This is a genomic window from Aestuariivirga sp., assembly GCF_046093005.1.
Classification (GTDB): Bacteria; Pseudomonadota; Alphaproteobacteria; order Rhizobiales; family Aestuariivirgaceae; genus Aestuariivirga.
Genome location: NZ_JBJTER010000020.1, coordinates 1 through 20416 on the forward strand (window position 1 = coordinate 1; position 20416 = coordinate 20416).

At 64.8% G+C, this 20416-nt stretch carries 16 protein-coding genes and 1 pseudogene; 10 read left to right on the forward strand and 7 right to left on the reverse strand.

Annotated elements, in window-relative coordinates; genetic code table 11:
* The 5 genes and pseudogenes from ACKOED_RS00865 to ACKOED_RS00885 all read right to left on the reverse strand — a co-directional run.
* A pseudogene (locus tag ACKOED_RS00865) lies at window positions 1-535 on the reverse strand (ABC transporter permease); the annotation flags it as partial.
* Between the two features lie 3 nt (window positions 536-538).
* The gene (locus tag ACKOED_RS00870; protein WP_408914683.1) at window positions 539-1651 is read right to left on the reverse strand and encodes a microcin C ABC transporter permease YejB; all 1113 of its coding nucleotides are present in this window, start codon (window positions 1649-1651) and stop codon (window positions 539-541) included.
* Window positions 1652-1660: 9 nt separating this feature from the next.
* Entirely contained in the window at window positions 1661-3475 is a 1815-nt protein-coding gene (locus ACKOED_RS00875) for an extracellular solute-binding protein (protein WP_408914684.1), read from the reverse strand.
* A complete protein-coding gene (locus ACKOED_RS00880; protein WP_408914685.1) occupies window positions 3472-5331 on the reverse strand; it encodes an extracellular solute-binding protein in 1860 nt (619 codons plus the stop codon). Before ACKOED_RS00880 ends, ACKOED_RS00875 begins: the two co-directional genes overlap by 4 nt.
* A 111-nt stretch (window positions 5332-5442) precedes the next feature.
* Entirely contained in the window at window positions 5443-5991 is a 549-nt protein-coding gene (locus ACKOED_RS00885) for a c-type cytochrome (protein WP_408914686.1), read from the reverse strand.
* Window positions 5992-6103: 112 nt separating this feature from the next.
* On the opposite strand from ACKOED_RS00885, the gene ACKOED_RS00890 reads away from it, so the two are divergent.
* Together ACKOED_RS00890 and ACKOED_RS00895 are read left to right on the forward strand one after the other, a co-directional pair.
* Window positions 6104-6850, forward strand: coding sequence for a 3-deoxy-manno-octulosonate cytidylyltransferase (locus tag ACKOED_RS00890; RefSeq protein ID WP_408914687.1), 747 nt, complete (start codon window positions 6104-6106; stop codon window positions 6848-6850).
* Window positions 6850-7710: a prephenate dehydratase gene (locus ACKOED_RS00895; protein ID WP_408914688.1), complete on the forward strand. Its 861-nt coding sequence runs from the start codon at window positions 6850-6852 to the stop codon at window positions 7708-7710. The genes ACKOED_RS00890 and ACKOED_RS00895 overlap by 1 nt, the downstream gene beginning before the upstream one ends.
* A gap of 250 nt (window positions 7711-7960) precedes the next feature.
* Here the strand turns inward: ACKOED_RS00895 and ACKOED_RS00900 are convergent, their stop codons facing one another.
* Window positions 7961-11470 (reverse strand): NahK/ErcS family hybrid sensor histidine kinase/response regulator, encoded by a 3510-nt coding sequence (locus ACKOED_RS00900; protein WP_408914689.1) that lies wholly within the window; start codon window positions 11468-11470, stop codon window positions 7961-7963.
* 239 nt (window positions 11471-11709) lie between these two features.
* Here ACKOED_RS00900 and ccoN point away from each other — a divergent pair, with 239 nt between their 5' ends.
* The 8 genes from ccoN to ccoS are packed head-to-tail and all read left to right on the forward strand — an operon-like array spanning window position 11710 to window position 19552.
* Window positions 11710-13287 (forward strand): cytochrome-c oxidase, cbb3-type subunit I, encoded by a 1578-nt coding sequence (gene ccoN / locus ACKOED_RS00905; protein WP_408914698.1) that lies wholly within the window; start codon window positions 11710-11712, stop codon window positions 13285-13287.
* Window positions 13288-13303: 16 nt separating this feature from the next.
* Window positions 13304-14029 carry a cytochrome-c oxidase, cbb3-type subunit II gene (gene ccoO / locus ACKOED_RS00910; RefSeq protein ID WP_408914690.1) on the forward strand — a complete coding sequence of 242 codons (726 nt, stop codon included), beginning with the start codon at window positions 13304-13306 and terminating at the stop codon, window positions 14027-14029.
* Window positions 14030-14032: 3 nt separating this feature from the next.
* The gene (locus tag ACKOED_RS00915; RefSeq protein ID WP_408914691.1) at window positions 14033-14197 is read left to right on the forward strand and encodes a cbb3-type cytochrome c oxidase subunit 3; all 165 of its coding nucleotides are present in this window, start codon (window positions 14033-14035) and stop codon (window positions 14195-14197) included.
* A gap of 3 nt (window positions 14198-14200) precedes the next feature.
* A complete protein-coding gene (ccoP, locus tag ACKOED_RS00920) occupies window positions 14201-15094 on the forward strand; it encodes a cytochrome-c oxidase, cbb3-type subunit III (protein ID WP_408914692.1) in 894 nt (297 codons plus the stop codon).
* Window positions 15095-15112: 18 nt separating this feature from the next.
* Window positions 15113-16618 (forward strand): cytochrome c oxidase accessory protein CcoG, encoded by a 1506-nt coding sequence (gene ccoG / locus ACKOED_RS00925; RefSeq protein ID WP_408914693.1) that lies wholly within the window; start codon window positions 15113-15115, stop codon window positions 16616-16618.
* A 5-nt stretch (window positions 16619-16623) separates the two neighbouring features.
* Window positions 16624-17112, forward strand: a complete 489-nt coding sequence (locus tag ACKOED_RS00930; RefSeq protein WP_408914694.1) for a FixH family protein — start codon at window positions 16624-16626, stop codon at window positions 17110-17112.
* Window positions 17109-19403 carry a heavy metal translocating P-type ATPase gene (locus ACKOED_RS00935; RefSeq protein ID WP_408914695.1) on the forward strand — a complete coding sequence of 765 codons (2295 nt, stop codon included), beginning with the start codon at window positions 17109-17111 and terminating at the stop codon, window positions 19401-19403. The genes ACKOED_RS00930 and ACKOED_RS00935 overlap by 4 nt, the downstream gene beginning before the upstream one ends.
* On the forward strand, window positions 19400-19552 hold the full coding sequence (gene ccoS / locus ACKOED_RS00940) for a cbb3-type cytochrome oxidase assembly protein CcoS (RefSeq protein ID WP_408914696.1): 153 nt from the start codon (window positions 19400-19402) through the stop codon (window positions 19550-19552). Before ACKOED_RS00935 ends, ccoS begins: the two co-directional genes overlap by 4 nt.
* A gap of 294 nt (window positions 19553-19846) precedes the next feature.
* Here ccoS and ACKOED_RS00945 read toward each other — a convergent pair whose 3' ends face one another.
* Window positions 19847-20251, reverse strand: a complete 405-nt coding sequence (locus ACKOED_RS00945; RefSeq protein ID WP_408914697.1) for a peptidoglycan-binding domain-containing protein — start codon at window positions 20249-20251, stop codon at window positions 19847-19849.
* Window positions 20252-20416: the final 165 nt, after the last annotated feature.

Sequence of the window (20416 nt, forward strand, 5' to 3'; positions counted from 1 at the left end):
AGGAGACCACGGTGAGGATCAGCCCGAAGGCCACCGAGACGCGGAAACCATAGATGAGCCTCGCCACCACGTCCCGGCCCTGGTCGTCGGTGCCGAGCCAGTTGAGGTTGCCGAACACACAATTGGGATCATCGACGCCCAGTGGAAACTTGGCGCAGGCCTGTTCGCGGCTGAGCTTGAAAGCTGGTGGCGAGGGTGCGGGCGTCGGCAGCTCATTGTTGACGGTGTTGTAGGAATAGCGGATCAGCGGCCAGATCATCCAGCCATTGGCGGCAATCTCTTCCTGGTTCACGGGGTCGCGGAAATCGGTTCGCGCGAGAAAGCCGCCGAATTTCGATTCCGGATAATCCGTGAACACCGGATAGAGCCATTCGCCCTTGTAGGAGACCAGTACCGGACGGTCATTGGCGATGAACGGTGCAAAAGCCGCAATCAGAAACAGCACCGCGAAAATCCAGAACGACCAGAAGCCGCGCCGGTTCTGCCGGAACAGCTGCCAGCGGCGCTGGTTGAGGGGCGTGATGCGCAGCGCCATGGCTCAGACGTCCCGCTTCTCGAAATCGATGCGCGGATCGATCCAGGTATAGGTGAGGTCGGAGATCAGCTGCACGATGAGCCCCATCAGCGTGAAGATGTAGAGGCTGGCGAAGACGATGGGATAGTCGCGGTCCAGCGTCGCCTTGAAGAACAGATAGCCCAGCCCATCGAGAGAGAAGATCGTCTCAATCAGCAGCGAGCTGGCGAAGAAAGCGCCAATGAAGGCGCCGGGAAAGCCGGCGATCACCAGCAGCATGGCGTTGCGGAACACATGGCCATAGAGTACCTGCCGCTCGGTGAGGCCCTTGGCGCGCGCCGTCATCACGTATTGCTTGCGGATTTCGTCGAGGAAGGAATTCTTGGTCAGCATGGTCATGGTGGCGAAGGACCCGATGGCCATGGCGAACAGCGGCAGCGCCAGGTGCCAGGCATAATCCGCGAGCTTGCCCATCACGCTCATCTGCTCGAAATTGTCCGAGGTGAGGCCGCGTAGCGGAAACCAGCTGAAATAACTGCCGCCCGCGAACAGCACGATCAGCATGATGGCGAAGATGAAGCTGGGGATGGCATAGCCGATGATGATCACGCCCGAGGTCCAGACGTCGAAGGTGGAGCCGTCCTTCACGGCCTTGCGGATGCCGAGCGGGATCGACACCAGATACTGGATCAGGGTGAGCCACAGGCCGAGCGAGATCGAAACGGGCAGCTTCTCGGCGATGAGGCTGAGCACCGACCGGTCGCGGAAATAGCTCTGGCCGAAATTGAAGGTGAAGTAGTCGCGCATCATCAGCAGGAAGCGCTCGGGCGCTGGCTTGTCGAAGCCGAATTGCTTTTCCAGGCTCTTGATGAATTCGGGATCGAGGCCTTGCGCGCCGCGGTACTTGAAGGCGGTGGCGTCGGGGGCGCCGCCCTGCATTTGCGCGCCGCCGCCCCCCTCGGTGCCGGGATTGCCGCTGATGCGGCCGGTCGAATCGGTGTCGGTGCCCTGCATCTTGGCGATCACCTGCTCGACGGGCCCGCCCGGCACGAATTGGATGACGGCGAATGTCATCAGCATGATCCCCAGAAGGGTGGGGATCATCAGCAGAATGCGTTTGAGGATGTAGGCGCCCATGAAGGGAGGTCAGTTACCGTTGGCGATTCGCTTGGCCTTGGCATCGTCATACCACCAGGTGTCGGTGATTCCACGGTCGTACTTCGGCTTGACCGGCGGCTGCCCGAACTTGTCCCAATAGGCCAGCCAGTGGCTTCCCTTGTACCAGTTGGGCACCCAGAACTGCTCGGCGCGCAACACCCGGTCCAGCGCCCGGCCCGCCACGTCGAGTTCCTGGCGCGTCTTGGCCTCGACGATCTTGTCGATGAGCGCGTCGATGGCGGGCGAGGCGACCCCCGACAGATTATAGGTTCCGGGCTTGGTGGCCGACTCCGATCCGAAGAAGATGCGAAGCCCGTCGCCTGGCGTCAGCCCGGCCATGAAGCGGCCGATCGTCACGTCATAGTCATAGGGTTCGAGCCGTTGCTGATACTGCGCGGGATCGACGGTGCGGATGGTGGCGTTGATGCCGAGGAGTTTCAGGTTCTTCACATAGGGCGCCAGCACGCGCTCGAACACCGGGCCGTCGACCAGGAATTCGATGTCCAGCGTCTCGCCCCTGGCGTTGCGGCGCATGGTGCCATCGGCGGTCCAGCCGGCCTCGTCGAGAAGCCGCGAGGCCTCGCGCAACAGCTTGCGGTCCTGGCCGGAGCCATCCGAGACCGGCGGCAATTCCACCGCCGCGAAAACCTCTGGCCTCAGGCTGTCCCGGTAGGGTTCGAGCAGCGCCAGCTCATCGGCGGGCGGCGCGCCTTCCGCCTTGAGCGGCGAGCGCTCGAAGAAGCTCGCCGTGCGGGTGTAGAGGCCGAAGAACAGGTTCTTGTTGGTCCATTCGAAATCGAAGGCGAGGTTCAGGGCCTTCCGGACACGGATGTCCTGGAATTTCTCGCGCCGCATGTTGAGGAAGAAGCCCTGCGCGCCGGATGGCGTGTCGTCGGGAAGCTCCGCCTTGATCACCCTGCCATCGGCAAGCGCCGGAAAATCATAGGCCGTGGCCCAGTCGCGCGAGGTGAATTCCTCGCGCAGGTCGATGACGCCGGATTTCAGCGCCTCGAAGGCGGGCGCGCGGTCCCGGAAATAGTCGAAGCGCAGCTCGTCGAAGTTATGGCGGCCCTTGTTCACCGGCAGGTCCTTCGCCCAATAATCCGCGCGCCGCCCGTAGGTTACATATTCGCCCGGCTTGAAGGACTTGACCGCATAGGGCCCAGAGCCCAGCGGCGGCTCCAGCGTCGTCTTGGAAAAATCGACCTTCGCGTAATAGGCCTTGGAGAAGATGGGCAGCGCCGCCACGGTCAGCGGCAGATCGCGCGTGCGCTCGCCCTTGAAGCGGTAGCGCACCTCGTTCGGGCTGATGACATCGCAGGCCTCGACATCGCGGATGGTGATGCGGATGCGCTCATGGCCCTCCGTGGACAGCAGGCGGAAGCTGTCGCACACATCTTCGGCGGTGAGCCCGCTGCCATCGGCGAATCTGGCTTCGCCGCGCAGCTTGAACGTGACGCTCTTGCGGTCAGCGGCGAGATCGGCGGTCTCGGCCACCAGGCCATAGCGCGCGTCAGGTTCGTCGTCGGCGGCGGCCATCAGGCTGTCGAACATCAGCTCGAAGCCCTGCACGGCATCCCCCTTCAGGATATAGCCGTTGAAACTGTCAAAAGTCTCGACGGGCGTGGGCCCGATCAACGCCATCTTGCCGCCCTTGGGGGCATCCGGATTGACATAATCGAAATGCGCAAAGCCGGCCGGATATTTGAGATCGCCAAACACCGAAAGGCCATGGCGCGGTTCCGCTGCCGCTGCCGCCGCACCTAGGCTGATGGCCAGAAGGGCCGTTGCTATGCGTCTCATGTCCCGTCCACCTTTCGCGCTTTCTCTTCGTCCCACCACCAGATCGTCGGAAAACCTGTTGAGAGGGTGGGCAGGGTTTCCGGCCGCCCGAAGCGGTTCCAGCGCGCCGTGCGCTGATAGGGAGTGAACCACATCGGCACCACATAGTGGTTCCAGATCAGCACCCGGTCCAGCGCCTTGCAGGCGGTCACCAGGCTTTCGCGGTCCGGCGCCAGGACGAGTTTTTCGATCAGCGCGTCGATCGCCGGATTGGCGATGCCCACATAATTGCGGCTGCCGTCGCGCTTTGCCGCCTCGCTGCCCCAGAAATCACGCTGCTCATTGCCGGGCGACAGCGACTGCGGCCAGCTGCCCACGATGATGTCATAGTCGAAGGTCTGGGTGCGGCGTTTATGCTGCGCGCTGTCCACCGTCTTTACCGAAATGCCGATGCCGAGCAGTTCCAGCTGCTGCTGGTAGGGCAGGGCGACGCGCTCGAACAGCGGCGAATCGAGCAGAAATTCGATGGTAAGCGCTTCGCCCTGGGCATTTTTCAGGATCGACTTGCCGCCATCCTGGGTCACCTGCCAGCCGGCCTCGGCCAGAAGCCTTGCCGCCTGGCGCATGTTCTTGCGCCTGTTCTGGGGCGTATCGTTCAGCGGGTTCGCATATTCCGCCGTGAATACTTCCGGCGGCAGCTGGTCTTTGAGCGGGTCCAGCAGCGCCAGTTCGGCGGGTGACGGCAGCCCCTTGGCCTCCATGTCGGAATTGTTGAAATAGCTCCGTGAACGGATGTACTGGCCATAGAACAGGTTCTGGTTCGCCCATTCGAAATCGAAGGCATAATTCAGCGCCTGGCGCAACCGCACATCCTGGAACTTCGGGCGGCGGATGTTCATGGCCCAGCTCTGCATGCCATTGACCTGCCGGAGGGTGATTTCCTCCTTCACCACCTTCCCTGCCTGCACGGCCGGGAAATCATAGCCGGTGGCCCACATCTTGGAGGAACTTTCGCCGCGCCAGTCATACTGGCCGCCCTTGAAGGCCTCGAAGGCGACATTGGCATCGCGGAAATAGATGTACTCGATTTCATCGAAATTGTTCTGGCCCACATTCACCGCCAGGTCCTTGCCCCAGTAATCGGGCACGCGCCTGAGAAGAATGGACGCGCCGGGCTTCACATCGGCAGCCACATAGGCGCCGGAACCAAGCGGCGTTTCCAGCGTGGTCTCCTTGATGTTGCGCTGGCGGCCCTGGCCATCCTTGCCGGTCCACCAGTGACGGGGCAAAACCGGCAACTGTCCGGTGATCATCGGCAGTTCGCGGTTTCCCTTCATGGTGAAGGTGAAGGTCACCTCATGCGTGCCGGTTTGCTCGGCCGTGGCGATGTTCTTGTAGTAAAAGTTGTATTGCGGGTGCGCCTCGCGCAATGCCTGCATCGACCAGATCACATCATCCGGCGTCACCGCTTTGCTGTCATGGAAGCGGGCTTCGGGGCGCAGCCGGAACACCACCATGGAGCGGTCTTCGGGGTGCCACACACCGCTCGCCACCAGGCCATATTCGGTCGAGGGCTCGTCGAGGGATTGGGTCAGCAGCGCGTCATTCTGGACGGCGCCTCCCGCGGCGCCCTTGAAGAAATAGGGGTTGAGGCTGTCGAAGGAGCCGACGACGCCGAAGCGCACCCGGCCACCCTTCGGCGCGGCGGGGTTCACATAGCCGAAATGGGCGAAGTCCGGCGGATATTTGATGTCATTGAAAAGGGTGATCGCATGGCGGAAATCGCGGTCCTCGGCGGCGGCGATCTGGATGCCGACGAGCTTGGCGGCGGGGGCCAGTGCGGCGAGTTTGAGCAGTGAGCGTCGGTTGAAGGTCATGGGCGGGCTACTCCGCGATGGGCGAGATGTGAAACATAGGCAAGGGGGCTATCAAAAGAAAACACCGGCAAAGTGGCTGCCGGTGTTAAATCTTGGAGAGGTTTGCGGCCTTTACGGGGCGGGGAAGGGGACTGGGCTGTCCGAAAGCGTCGCCAGATAGGCCAGCAGGTTGGCGCGGTCGGCTTCCTTCTTGAGGCCGCCATAGGCCATCTTGGTGCCCGGAATGGCAGCCTTCGGCGCGAGCAGGAATTCGTTCAGCGCCTCATAGGTCCAGGGCTTGTCCTTGAGCGCCGCCATGGCCTCGGAATAGCTGAAGCCCTCATGGATACCATGATTGCGGCCGACGATGTCCCACAGGTTGGGGCCCACCTTATTGGGGCCGCCCTTGCTGGGGTCATGGCAGGCGACGCAGGCCTTGAACACCGCCTGGCCCTTGGTGGCATCCGCCGCGGCCAGCATCGCGCCCACCGATTGCGCTGGCGGCGCGGCCTCTTCCGTGGCCTCGCCGCCGGTATCGGCTTCGGCCACTTCGATGGCGAAACCCGGCTTCTCGGGCGCGTGAGTGTGGTAGATGATGTTGCTCAGCTCGCTGAGGCCGAATACCAGCAGCGCGGTGGCCAGCACCGCGCCCGCGATCTTGTTGAATTCGAAGCTATCCATGCAGGTTCAACCCTTTGCGCCGACATTCGGGCGCGGAAACTAGTGCTTTCTCGGAGCCGCCGCAATAGTATAAGGGGTATTGCTCCATTTTGCCGCGCCTTACCCTAACCATATGATTGACAACCAGAATACCATCGTCGTGATCCCCGCCCGGATGGCCTCCACAAGGCTCCCCGGAAAGCCCCTGGCTGACATCAACGGCCTGCCCATGATCGTCCATTGCTGGAAGCGCGCGGTCGAGGCCGGTATCGGCCAGGTGCTGGTGGCCGCCGCTGAAAGTGAGATTGCCGCGGTGGTCCGCGCCCATGGCGGCGATGCCATCGTCACCAACCCGGCGCTTCCTTCGGGCTCCGACCGCATAGCCGAAGCCCTGTCGCTGCGGGACCCGCAGCGGCGGTTCCAGTTCGTGGTCAATCTGCAGGGCGACCTGCCGACCATCGATTCGCTGGCGATCCGGCGCTGCCTCGCGGGCCTCGTCAACGAAACCGCCGATATCTCCACCATCGCGGCCCTGATCGAAACCGCCGATGACGCCGCCAATCCAAACATCGTCAAGGCCATCGCGCCGTTGAGCGATCAGCGCGAGGTGGCCTTCGCGCGCGATTTCGTGCGCCAGCTGGAGCCGGAGCACCAGCCGCCCCACTGGCACCACATCGGGCTCTATGCCTACCGCCGCCAGGTGCTCGAACGCTTTGTGGCGCTGCCGGTGAGCCCGCGCGAGGCCGCCCGCAAGCTGGAGCAGATGCGCGCCATGGACAACGGCATGCGCATTGCCGTGGTGCGGGTTGACAGCGTGCCGCTCGGCGTCGATACGCCCCAGGATCTCGAAGCTGCCCGCCGCCTATTGAGGAAATCCTGATGCCGTCAAAGATCGCCTATCAGGGCGAACCAGGCGCCAACTCGCACATCGCCTGCGTGGAAGCCTTTCCGGGCCATGCGCCATTACCCTGTGGCACTTTCGAGGACGCCTTCCAGGCGGTGACCGAGGGTGAGGCGGCGTTGGCCATGATCCCCATCGAGAACTCGGTGGCCGGCCGGGTGGCGGACATCCACTATCTGCTGCCGCGCTCCAATCTCCATATCGTGGGCGAGCATTTTCTCCACGTCCATCACCAGCTGATGGCGGTGCCGGGGGCCGATCCGGCCGGAATTCGCAGCGTTCACAGCCATGTCCAGGCGCTGGGACAGTGCCGCAGGGTGATCCGCGAGATGGGTCTGAAGCCCGTGGTGGCGGCGGATACGGCGGGGGCCGCCCGCCAACTCGCGGAGGACGGCGATCTTGCCCGCGCGGCCATCGCCTCGCGGCTTGCCGCCCAGATCTATGGCCTCAACATCATCCGCGAGAACATCGAGGATGAAAGCCACAACACCACGCGTTTCGTGGTGCTGGCATCGGCACCCCGGGACGTGGCGCTGGGCGGCGACCCTGTGATCACCAGTTTCGTGTTCCGGGTCAGGAACGTACCGGCGGCGCTCTACAAGGCGATGGGCGGCTTCGCCACCAACGGCGTCAACATGACCAAGCTCGAATCCTACCAGATCGAGGGTCAGTTCTCGGCCACCCAGTTCTATGCCGACATCGAGGGACATCCGGCCGAGCGCAATGTCCGGCTGGCGATGGAAGAGCTCGAATTCTTCACCAGCTATCTGCGCGTCCTGGGAACCTACAAGGCCTCGCCGCACCGCGCCGAAATCGCCCGCCGCTTCGCCGGGGCGTAGAACTTCGGGCGGTCAAGTGAAGCCGCCGTTCTGCCCGTCATAACTCTCTTTTCTTTTCCCGCTCTATCAGCGGCAGATGACGGGCCCCGTTGCGGAACGCATCGGGGAGTTGTGGGGAAACTTTTGCCGATGCCTGTCGGCGCCCTCACCTTCCCCAGCTTCGTTGGGGCCCCTTCCTTTCCCGCTGCGCGGGCGAGGACGAATGCGGATGCATTCACTTGACTGAACGCGGCTCCAAACCCGGCATTATTCACGCCTCGGCCCTGAGCGCCACATGCGCCATGGCGGCGCGGAGCGCGGCGGGCTTCACGGGCTTCCGGATCAGATGCACGTCGTTGGCCAGCGCCGCGGCGGCCACCGCGGGCGTGCGGTCGGCGGTAACCAGCACCGCGGGCACCGGCCAGCCGGCCCGCTGCCGGAGCGCGCCGATCACCGTGATCCCGTCCTCCCCGTCGAGGTGATAATCGGCGAGGATCATGTCGATGCCGCCTTCGGCGCCATCCAGCGCCGCCAGAGCCGCCGCAAGGCCCGCCGCCGTGTGGACCCTGTGGCCCCAGCCCGACAGCAGCAGCGTCATCGCTTCCAGGATCGGCTTCTCATTGTCGATCACCAGCACCCGCGCCGCCGCCATGGGGGTTGCGCGCGGCTCGCGGCGCAGGCCCGCATCGGCAGCGGGCGCGGCGGCTTCGGCAACCGGCACTTCGACCGCGAACACCGAGCCCCGCCCCGGCTCAGAGCGCACCCTCACGGGCGCGTCCATCACTCTGGCCATGCGCTCGACGATCGACAGCCCGAGGCCCAGACCGGGCGTTGCGTCGCCATCCGCCTCAAGGCGCTGGAACTCCTGGAAGATCACCCCCAGCTTGGCGGCCGGAATGCCCGGCCCGGTGTCATGCACCTCGATCGACAGCTTGTCCCCGCGCCGCCGGCAACCCATGAGAACCCTCCCCCGGCGCGTATATTTGACCGCGTTGGACACCAGGTTCTGCAAAACCCGCCGCAACAGCTTGCGGTCGGTGTTCACAGTGAGGCCGCAGGGCAGCACCGTCAGCTTCAGCCCTTTCTTTCGCGCCAACGGCCCAAATTCCAGCGCCAGCGCCTGCAACAGGTCGCCAACCCGCACCGGCCCCGGCTCCGCCTTCATGGCGCCGGCATCGAGCCTGGAAATGTCGAGCAGCGCCGACAGGATCTCTTCCACGGCCTCCAGGGAGGAGTCCACGTTGCGCGCCAGCTCGCCGTCCTTCGAGCGTTGCACCCGCTCGACCAGCGCCGAGGTGAACAGCCTTGCCGCGTTGAGCGGCTGCAGAATGTCATGGCTCGCCGCCGCGATGAAACGCGTCTTGGAGAGATTGGCGGCGTCGGCCTCGGCCTTGGCGGCAGCCAGCTCTTCATTGAGCTGGGTCAGTTCGGCGGTGCGCGCCTTCACGCGGCGCTCAAGCGACTCGTTCACCCGCTGCAGCTCCTCCGCCGCCAGCACACTCTCGGTGGCGTCGATCACCGTCACCACCACGCCGCCATCCGGCATGGCGCTGGAGCGGAATTCGAAAATCTGCCCGGTATCATTGCAGCGCTCGCGGAACGGCTCATGGGTCTCGGCAATCCGCCGCACCCGGTCGTCGCGCGCGGCGCGGCCGCTCGCGGTGCGCGCCAGGAATGCGTCCATCAGCTCGGTGATCGGCGTGCCCACCCGGTTGAGCTCGCCGCCGCGGCCAAGGAAATCCGCCAGCGCGGAGTTCCAGCAGATCAGCGTCATGTCCGGCTCAAAGACAGCGAGCCCCTGGCCGACATTGTCGATCGCCGATTGCAGGACGTCACGATTGTGCTGGATCGCCGCCGACGCTTCGTCGAGCAGCTTCATGGCGCCGCGCGCGTGGGTCGAGTGCCGCTCCAGCATCAGCGCGATGACCAGCCGCGCCGATGCGACACCCACCGCACTGGCCAGCAAATGCTCGGCGAAGCGGATCAGCCGCACATCGGCTTCGCCGCCGCGTCCACCCGTCTCGCCCTGCTCCGCCCGGAAAGCCTGGAAAGCGATGCGGGCCCGCTCGGCGCCGAGGTAACGGGCCACCGTATCCTCCAGCCGTCCGGCGGTCACCGCGGTGCGCCACAGCCTGAAACCGCTCCCGGTTCCCGGCTGCCGGTCACGCGCCACGAAACTGGTGGCCTGGATGCGCTCGATGGGTGTGGGCTGGCGGGTGAGCGAGCCCGCCACATAGCCGGCGATATTGGCGAGCAGGCTCCAGAACACGCCGTGGGTCAGCGGATCGAACTCCATGGCGAAGAGAGCGCGGGCCTTGAGAAGGCCAAGTCCCGCGGGGCCCTGTTCAATGAAGCCGCGGCCGATCCAGCCAGCATCGGCGAAGGCCGGCAGCAGAAGCGTATAGGCCCACACCGCAAAGCCCGCGGCAATGCCCCACATGGCGCCCCGCGCCGTCGCGCGCCGCCAGACGAGCCCGCCGAGAAACGCCGGGGCGAACTGCGCTACCGCCGCGAAAGACAACAGCCCCACCTGGGCGAGTGCCGCGGAGGAGGCGATCATCTGGTAATAGGCATAGGCCAGCGCCAGCACCACGATGATCGCCAGCCGCCGGATCAGGATCAGTGTCCCGCCCATGTCCTGGTGGACGGCGGCGCGCTCCACCTGGCGGCGCAGCATGAGCGGCACCACCAGATTGTTGCACACCATGATGGAGAGCGCGATGCATTCGACGATCACCATCGCCGTCGAAGCCGAAAGCCCGCCGATGAAGGCGATCAGCGCGAAGGTCTGGCTTTGCGCCTCGACCGGCAGCGCCAGAACGAACGTATCGCCGTCGGTGCCGGGCGGAAGCAGCAGGAGGCCCGCCACCGCAATCGGAATGACGAACAGGTTGATGGCCACGAGATAGAGCGGGAACAGCCAGGCGGCGCGGCGGATTTCACCACGATTGGCGTTTTCAACCGCCGCCACATGGAACTGCCGTGGCAACAGGATGATCGCGAACGCTGAAAGCAAGGTCATGGTCAGCCACGGTCCGCCGTCAAGCCCGCCCGAAAACAGCGCCGTCACCTCAGGGTCAGCCGCTGCTTCGGCAAGGAACGGGCCGATGCCGCCCATCAGCGCGAACACCACAAAGCCGCCGACCGCCACAAACGCGATAAGCTTCACCAGCGATTCAACGGCGATCGCCAGGATCATGCCGTCCTGATGCTCGGTGGTGTCGATGTGCCGGGTGCCGAACAGGATGGCAAAAATGCCCATGGTGAACACCACGAGCAGCGACAGCCCATCGAGGCCGGAGGAGGCGGGCAACAGGTCGCGTGACCATTGCGGCTCGGCCACCAGCACCTGCAGCGAGGCCGACACCGCCTTGAGCTGGATCGAGATATAGGGAACGATGCCGATCACCGCGATCACCGTCACCATGGCGCCCAGCGCTTCGCTCTTGCCGTAACGGGCGGAGAGAAAATCGGCGATCGACGCGATGTTGTGCCGCTTGGTCAGCGCGGCGATCGACTGGATCAGCTTCCAGCCCAGCGCGAACACCAGGATCGGGCCGATATAGATGGGCAGGAAGTCGAGCCCGGCACGCGAGGCGATGCCAACGCTGCCGAAATAGGTCCATGAGGTGCAGTAGACGGCCAGCGACAGGGCATAGATGAGGGGCCGTCCGGCCCGCACGTTCCAGCGCTGGGACATGCGGTCGCCGTAGCTCGCCACCGCGAACAGCGCGCCGAGATAGAGAAGCCCCGCGGCCAGAATGCCCAGTTGGCCGATCATCGCGCCATCATCCGTGTTTACGCGCTCCGAATCAAGCCGTCACCGCCCGATGGCTGGCGTCTCAGACTAAAGAATAGCTCTTGTTTATGAGGGGCTTGGCTGGGGTTGATCCAGGTCAATGCCGGAGCGGCCGCGGACCCGCATGCGTGCCTGCGGATCGTTGTCGAAAAGGGGGGAGTCCCATGGGGGCAGATACTGTGGTGCGGAAGGAGCGGCCGTCACAGGCGGGCGGCGGGGTCATGATGGCCCTGTGGGGTCTGCTGGCAATCTTCGCGATCTCCATGGGCGCCAAAGCGGAGGACATGCCTTTCGCCATTCATATGTACATGTTCGCCGGCGCGGCGATCCTGGCGCTGATTTTCGCGGCGCGCAGTTTCGGCAAGCCGGTGGCCGGGCAGTCCGGCTACATGGACAATATCGTGAGGTGGGGCGCGATCATCACGCTGTTCTGGGGTGTCGTCGGCTTCCTCGTCGGCGTGGTGGTCGCCCTGCAACTCGCTTACCCCGCCTGGAACCCCGATCTCGAATGGTTCAACTTCGGCAGGCTTCGCCCGCTTCACACCTCGGCGGTCATCTTCGCCTTCGGCGGCAACGCACTCCTCACCACGTCCTTCTACGTGGTCCAGCGCACCAGCCGGGCCCGGCTCGCCTTCGGCAATCTCGCCTGGTTCGTGTTCTGGGGCTACCAGCTGTTCATCGTGCTGGCCGCCACCGGCTATCTCCTCGGCGTTACCGAAGGCCGCGAATATGCCGAGCCGGAATGGTATGTCGATATCTGGATCACCATCGTCTGGGTCGCCTATTTCCTGGTCTTCTTCGGCACCATCGTGAAGCGCAAGGAACCCCACATCTATGTGGCCAACTGGTTCTACCTCGCCTTCATCGTGACGATCGCCATGCTGCACATCGTCAACAACCTGTCGATCCCAGTGTCGTTCTTCGGCTCGAAGAGCTATTCGCTGTTCTCAGGCGTGCAGGATGCGCTCACCCAGTGGTGGTATGGCCATAACGCGGTGGGCTTTTTCCTCACCGCCGGCTTCCTCGGCATGATGTATTATTTCATCCCGAAGCGGGCCAACCGGCCGGTCTATTCCTACCGGCTGTCGATCGTCCACTTCTGGTCGCTGATCTTCCTCTACATCTGGGCCGGGCCGCATCACCTGCACTATACCGCGCTCCCCGATTGGGCGCAGACGCTCGGCATGGTGTTTTCGATCATGCTGTGGATGCCGTCCTGGGGCGGCATGATCAACGGCCTGATGACGCTGTCGGGCGCCTGGGACAAGCTCCGCACCGACCCGGTGCTGCGCATGATGGTGATCTCGGTCGCCTTCTACGGCATGTCCACCTTCGAAGGCCCGATGATGTCCATCAAGGCCGTGAACTCGCTCTCACACTACACGGACTGGACCATCGGCCACGTTCATTCGGGGGCGCTGGGCTGGGTTGGCATGATCTCGCTCGGCTGCCTCTATCACCTGATCCCGCGGCTGTGGGGCCGGAAGGAAGTCTACTCGCTCCGCCTGGTGAGCTGGCATGTGTGGCTCGCCACGCTGGGCATCGTGGTCTACGCCTCGGCGATGTGGGTCTCCGGCATCATGCAGGGCCTCATGTGGCGCGAGTATGATGCCAACGGCTTCCTCGCCTATTCCTTCGTGGAAACGGTCGAGGCGATGCACCCCTACTACGTCATCCGCACCATCGGCGGCGGCCTGTTCCTGCTGGGCTCGCTGATCATGGTCTACAACATTTACCGCACCATCAGAGGCGCCGAACCCGTGACCCAGCCCGTGGGCATGATCTCGGCGCCGGCATAGAACGGGGGCGCTCACCATGAATCACCAGACAATCGAGAAGAACGCCACGCTGCTGCTGATCCTCAGCTTTCTCGTGGTTACCATCGGCGGCCTCGTTCAGATCGTACCACTATTCTACCTGCAGAACACCATTGAGAAGGTCGAGGGCATGCGGCCCTATTCGCCGCTCGAACTCGCGGGACGCAACATTTACATCCGCGAGGGCTGCTATGTCTGCCACAGCCAGATGATCCGCCCGTTCCGGGACGAGGTCGAGCGCTATGGCCACTTCAGCCTGGCGGCCGAGTCCGAATACGATCATCCCTTCCAGTGGGGGTCGAAGCGCACCGGGCCTGATCTGGCCCGCGTCGGCAACAAATATTCGGACGAATGGCACCGCGAGCATCTGTCCAACCCGCGCAACGTGGTCCCGGAGTCGATCATGCCCGGTTATGCGTTTCTGTCCGGCAAGGATGTGCAGGTAAAGGGCTTCGGCAAGCATCTCGCGGCGATGAATCTTGTCGTCAACAATGGCAAGGGGCCGATGTATTCCGAGGAAGCTATCGAAAATGCCGAGGCCGACATGATGGCCCAGGCGACCGGCGAGAATACCGATGGCCTGATGGCGCGCTATCCGAAGGCGGTGGCCCGCAATTTCGACAGCGACGCCCGCATCACCGAAATGGACGCGCTCATCGCCTATCTGCAGATGCTGGGCACGCTTGTTGATTTCTCCACGTTCAAAGCCGATCTGGCGAGGTAAGCGATGGAAACCTACACCGCCCTGCGGCAACTCGCGGACAGTTGGGGACTGCTCGCGCTGTTCATCATCTTCATCGGAATTGTCCTCTACGCCTTCCGGCCCGGCTCCAGGGCCAAATACGAAGACGTGGCCAGAATACCCCTTCAGAAAACCGATCCCGAGGACTGACCCATGGCAACCAACATCGAAAAGGACGACGTCTCGGGCACTGCTACGACCGGGCATGAATGGGACGGCATCAAGGAACTCAACACCCCGCTGCCGCGCTGGTGGCTCTACACCTTCTACGCCACGGTGATCTGGGGTCTCGCCTACACCGTCGTCTATCCCGCTTGGCCGATGCTGACATCGGCCACGCCCGGTCTGCTCGGCTGGTCGTCGCGCGCGGCACTCGAACAGCAGATGGCCACGGCCAGGGAGGCCCAGCAGGCCAATCTCGACAAGATCGCCGCGATGAGCGTCGACGACATCCTGAAGGACCCGCAGCTCCTGTCCTTCGCGCAGGCGGGCGGCGCGGCGGCCTTCAAGGTCAACTGCGTGCAGTGCCACGGCTCGGGTGCGGCGGGCTTCGCCGGCTATCCCAATCTCAACGATGACGACTGGCTGTGGGGCGGCACGCCCGACGCGCTCTACACCACGCTCAAGCACGGCATCCGCTATGCAGCCGATCCCGATACGCGGGACTCGCAGATGCCGGCCTTCGGCGCTGACGGCATCCTGCTGCCGGAACAGATCGACCAGGTCGCCAACTACGTCGCGTCACTGTCAGGCGGCGCAGCCGACGCCGCCAAGGCAGAGACCGGCAAGACGATCTTCGCGGAGAACTGCGCCGCCTGCCACGGCGAGGACGGCAAGGGCCTACGGGAGTTCGGGGCGCCCAACCTTACCGACAAGATCGCGCTCTACGGCGGCACGCTGGACAACATCAAGGCCCAGATCGTCAAGCCGCGCCTGGGCGTCATGCCGGGCTGGACACACCGGCTGGATGACACAACCATCAAACAGCTTGCCGTCTATGTCCACACGCTGGGCGGCGGCGAGCTTACACCTCCCGCCACCCAGTAGATGGCGGAGGCCGCGGACATGGCCGGCGACCCGCATGCCGGGGTCGCCAGGGAAGACGCCGAGGCGGTCAACAAGCCGCAGAACCGCTCGCTTTACGCCGCCCGCGCCGCCATTCACCCCAAGGCGGCGCACGGGCCGTTCCGGCGGCTGAAATGGATTCTCCTCGTCGTCCTGCTCGGCATCTATTACGTTTCGCCCTGGCTGCGCTGGGACAGGCCGGGCAATGCACCCGACCAGGCGATCCTGATCGATCTCGCCAACCGGCGCTTCTATTTCTTCTTCATCGAGATCTGGCCGCAGGAATTCTACTATGTGGCGGGGCTGCTGATCATGGCGGGCGTCGGGCTGTTCCTGGTCACGTCGCTGTTTGGCCGCGCCTGGTGCGGTTATGCCTGCCCGCAGACCGTATGGACCGATCTCTACATGCTGGTCGAAAGCAAGATCGAGGGCGACCGCAACGCCCGCATCCGCCTCGATGCCGCGGCCTGGACGGCAGGCAAGATCGCCAAGCGGTCCGCCAAGCTGGCGGTGTGGCTGCTGATCGCCATCGCCACCGGCGGCTTCTGGGTTTTCTATTTCGCCGACGCGCCAACCCTGCTCGGCGAGCTTGTCACCGGCACGGCGCCATCCGCCGCCTATTTCACCATCGCCATTCTCACCGCCACCACCTTCACTTTCGCGGGCTTCATGCGCGAACAGGTCTGCACCTATATGTGCCCGTGGCCGCGCATCCAGGGCGCCATGCTGGATGAGGATTCGCTGATCGTCACCTACAATGCCTGGCGCGGCGAGCCGCGCATGGCCGGCCGCAAGAAGGCCGATGCCCAGGGCCTCACACACGGCGATTGCGTCGATTGCAACGCCTGCGTCGCCGTCTGCCCGATGGGCATCGACATCCGCGACGGCAATCAGCTCGAATGCATCAATTGCGCGCTGTGCATTGATGCGTGCAATACGGTCATGGAGAAGGTCGGCAACCCCAAAGGCCTGATCAGCTATACGACCGCCCGCATCTATGCCGAAAATGCCGCCGGCACGCATGTTACCTGGACCTGGCGGCAGTTGCTGCGGCCGCGCACCATCATCTATTTCTCGGTCTGGGCGGCGGTGGGACTCGCGATGCTGTTCACGCTCATTCAGCGCAGCCAGCTCGACGTCAATGTGGTGCCGGACCGCAACCCGCTGTTTGTGACGCTCTCCGATGGCGCGATCCGCAACGGCTACACCGTGAAGATTCTGAACAAGCGCCAGCAGGAGCGCGGCTTCCGCCTGGCGATCGACGGGCTTCCCGGCGCCACCATGGAAATGGTGGGCGACAGCGGAGAGAAAGGCCGGAGCTTCGATATCACGGTGCCGCCGGACAAGCTGCGCGCCGTCAAGATCTATGTCACCACCGCCGACCCGGAAGTGCTGGAGCATGAGCGGCGGAACTTCCACTTCAGGATCGAGGAGCTGGGTGCGGCCGGCGAGCCCGAACGGGTGAGCTATGACGCGATCTTCCACGCCCCCGGAGAAAAGGAGTAAAGCCCATGGCCATGGCCGCAACCGGAAAACCGCTCACGGGCCGGCATGTGCTGGCGATGCTGCTGGCCTTCTTCGGCGTCATCATCGGCGTCAACCTGACCATGGCCTATTTCGCCAATTCCACCTGGTCAGGCCTCGTCGTTGCCAACGGCTATGTGGCCAGTCAGAGCTTCGACAAGGACCTGGCGCGGGCCCGCGCCCAGGAGGCGCTGGGCTGGAAAGTGGGCTTCAGCTTCGAGCGCGGCGGCATCCGCCTCAGCTTCGTTGATACTGAAGGTGCCGCCATCGATCAGCTTGTCATTACCGGTCAGCTTGAGCGCACCGTCACCGACAAGCAGGATCAGGCGCTTGCCTTCGCGCCATTGGGCGGCGGCGTCTATGCCGCACCGGCGACACTCTCCCCCGGGGTCTGGGAGGTCGAGATCGACGCCCGCGGCGATGGCGTATCCGACTATCGCAAGATCTTCCGCTTCTTCGTCAAGGATGCCCCGTGACGCTTCCCTGCTGCACCATCGATGGTGAATTCTTCCAGCCCTACAAGCTCGAGGGCGAGGACGCGGCGCGCTGGATTTCTTCCGCCGGCCCCGGCCTGAAGCGCATCGAATTCATCGTGCCGCAAGCCAGCCGGCCGGAGGCCATCGCCCGGATCGAGACCGATCTTGCAGCGCTCGCCGGCGTCAAAGCGGCACGCGTCAACCTCACCGGCCGGCGGGTCGCGGTGGTCTACCGGGAAGACGCCATCACGCCGCAGGCGCTGATCGACCGTCTGGGCTTCCTCGGTTATATGGCGCGGCCCTTCGACCCGCGCGAAACTGGCCTCAGCCACGACGACCGCGAGGCAAGCCAGCTGCTGCGCGCCCTTGCCGTCGCAGGCTTCGCCGCGGGCAATGTGATGCTGCTCTCCGTCTCCGTCTGGTCCGGCGCTGACGCCGCGACGCGGGATCTCTTCCATTGGCTCTCGGCGCTGATCGCCCTTCCCGCCGTGGCCTATGCGGGGCGGCCATTCTTCCGCTCGGCCATCAACGCGCTGCGGCTCGGCCGCGTCAACATGGACGTGCCGATTTCGCTGGGCGTCATGCTCGCCGCCCTGATGAGCCTCCATGAAACCATCAACGGCGGGGCGCATGCCTATTTCGCCGCCGCCGTCACCCTGCTGTTCTTTCTGCTTGCCGGCCGTTATCTCGATCACCTGATGCGCGCCCGCGCCCGTTCGGCCATTGCGCAGCTGGTGTCGCTCTCAAGCGAAGGCGCCACCATCGTCGAGCCGGATGGCAGCCGCCGTTACCTTGCCGCGCGTGACCTCAAGGCGGGCATGATCGCCGCCGTCGCGGCGGGCGACCGGTGGCCCGCCGACGGCATCATCGTTGACGGCGCCAGCGACATGGACCGTTCGCTGCTCACCGGCGAAAGTGCCCCGGAGGCGGTGAAGCCCGGCGCCACGGTGCATGCCGGCGAACTCAATCTCACCGGGCCGCTCACCATCCGGATCACCGCGGCCGGCAATGACACCTTCCTCAGCGAACTGGTGCGGCTGATGTCGGCCGCTGAACAGGGCCAGTCCCGCTACATCCGCCTTGCCGACCGGTTGGCCCGCTTCTATTCGCCCGCCGTCCACACCCTGGCCGCCGCCACGCTGGCGGGCTGGCTGCTGCTGGGCAATGGCTGGCATCCCGCAATCATGGCCGCGGTGGCGGTGCTGATCATCACCTGCCCCTGCGCGCTGGGCCTCGCGGTTCCCGCCGTGCAGGTGGTGGCCAGCGGCAGGCTGTTCCGGTCCGGCGTGATGATCAAGGATGGGGCGGCGCTCGAAAAGCTGAGCGCTGTCGATACCGTCATCTTCGACAAGACCGGCACGCTCACGCGCGGCGAACCCCGCCTCGTGCCGCCACTCACCGTCTCGACCGCCACGCTGGCGCTGGCCGCCGGGCTCGCCCGGGCGAGCAAGCATCCGTTGTCGCGCGCGCTCACAGGCGAGGCGGCGCGGCGCGGCCTTACACCCGCAGATGTGCTGGGCATCAGCGAGCATCCTGGCCTCGGGCTTTCCGGCAACCACGGCGGCGAGCAGCTGCGGCTTGGCAGCCGCGCCTGGTGCGGCATGGCAGACAGCCCGGAGGATCAGGGCCTGCTTGAATTCGCCTTCCGGCGCGGCGCCAGCCCGCCCATCGTGTTCCAGTTCGAGGACAGCCTGCGCGGCGATGCCGCAACCACCGTCGCCAGGCTCAAGGCCATGGGCCTTGCCGTGCATCTGCTGTCGGGAGACCGCGAGGCAGCCGTCAACCGCGTCGCCCAAGCGGTGGGCATCGAAACCGCGGTGGCGCGCGCCAGTCCGCAGGCCAAGCTCGCCTATGTCAACGCCCTCACCAAAGCCGGCGCCCGGGTGCTGATGGTGGGCGATGGCATCAATGACGCGCCGGCACTCGCCGCCGGTTTCACCTCCATGGCGCCCGCGTCGGCCTCCGACATCGGCCGCACAGCCGCCGAAACCGTGTGGATGGGCGAGTCGGCCTCAGCCGTGGCGACCGCCATCGCGGTGGGCCGCCGCTGCCAGCGCATCGCCAAGGAGAATTTCGCGCTGGCCGTGGCCTATAATGTGCTGGCGGTGCCGCTGGCCATGGTGGGGCTGGTGTCGCCGCTGATCGCCGCGGTGGCGATGTCGAGTTCCTCGGTCATCGTCATCGCCAACGCGCTGCGCGCCGGGCGCGGCGGCGCAGCGGCGGCCAGCGCGCCGCCATCCATGGCCGACACCGCTTGTTCCAGCCCTGCGGCGCTGGAGGATGCCGCATGAATGTCTTGCTCTACCTTATTCCCATTGCCCTGTTCATGGGCGGCATCGGCCTTGCGGCCTTCATCTGGTCGCTGAAATCCGGCCAGTATGACGATCTCGAAGGCGCCTCATGGCGCATCCTCCAGGATGACGACCAGCCAAAAACCTAGGACAGGCGGAAGTCAGGTCGAATGACGCTCTCCGGCTTGCGTGAGAGGAAGGCGCTCCCAACGAGGTTGGTGGAGGTAAGGGCACGGGCCGGCATCAGGAGCAGGTTCCCCTCATCTCCCCTTTGCTTACCCCGCGACGCGTCCCTTCTCCCCTGCCTGTAGCAGCGGGAGAAAACAGAGAAGCCGTAACGTCTGGAACGGCGGCGCCACGTGACCGCCCGAGGACGCATCCCTGGAGAATGACGTGCGGATACAAGGGCGAAGGCGGGCGCTTTCAGTTGACTGCCGGATGCTCTAGCCGGACCGCTCCCGCAGCCTTTGCAGCAATTCCGGCGTCAATTCGCCGGTGACTTTCATGCCGGAGCGCAGTTCGAACATGCGGATGGCATTGGCCAAGCGCACCTCGGCGGCGCTGCCATGGCCGGTAACCCGGAAACCCTGCCTGGCGAGCAATGTCCGGGCCTCGGGAATGGCGGCTGTGAGGTCGAATGGCGGTTCCGCCGCGAGGCTGCTCGACTGGTCGATGGCTGGCTGCGGCCTGTTGAGCGTTTGCACGGCGAAACAGGAGGCGGCCAGCAATACCAAGAGACCGGCGAAAAGCAGCCTCTTGCGGCGGTCTACGGCTTTTCCGCCATTCGTCTTCCTGCGAAAGCGGCCGAAGAAGCCCGGAATGACGGCGCGCGCGTCTTCCGTTTCCACGGGCAGAGCCGCATGTTCAGCACGCACGGCCGAAGGCCGCGCCGCCCAGGCGGCTGCGGCGCGGGCGTAGGCCGTGCGGGCTGAACATGCGGCTCGGCCCGTGGAAACGGTAGACCCGCGCGCCGGCATTGCGGGCTTCTTCGGCCGCTTTCGCAGGAACAAGAA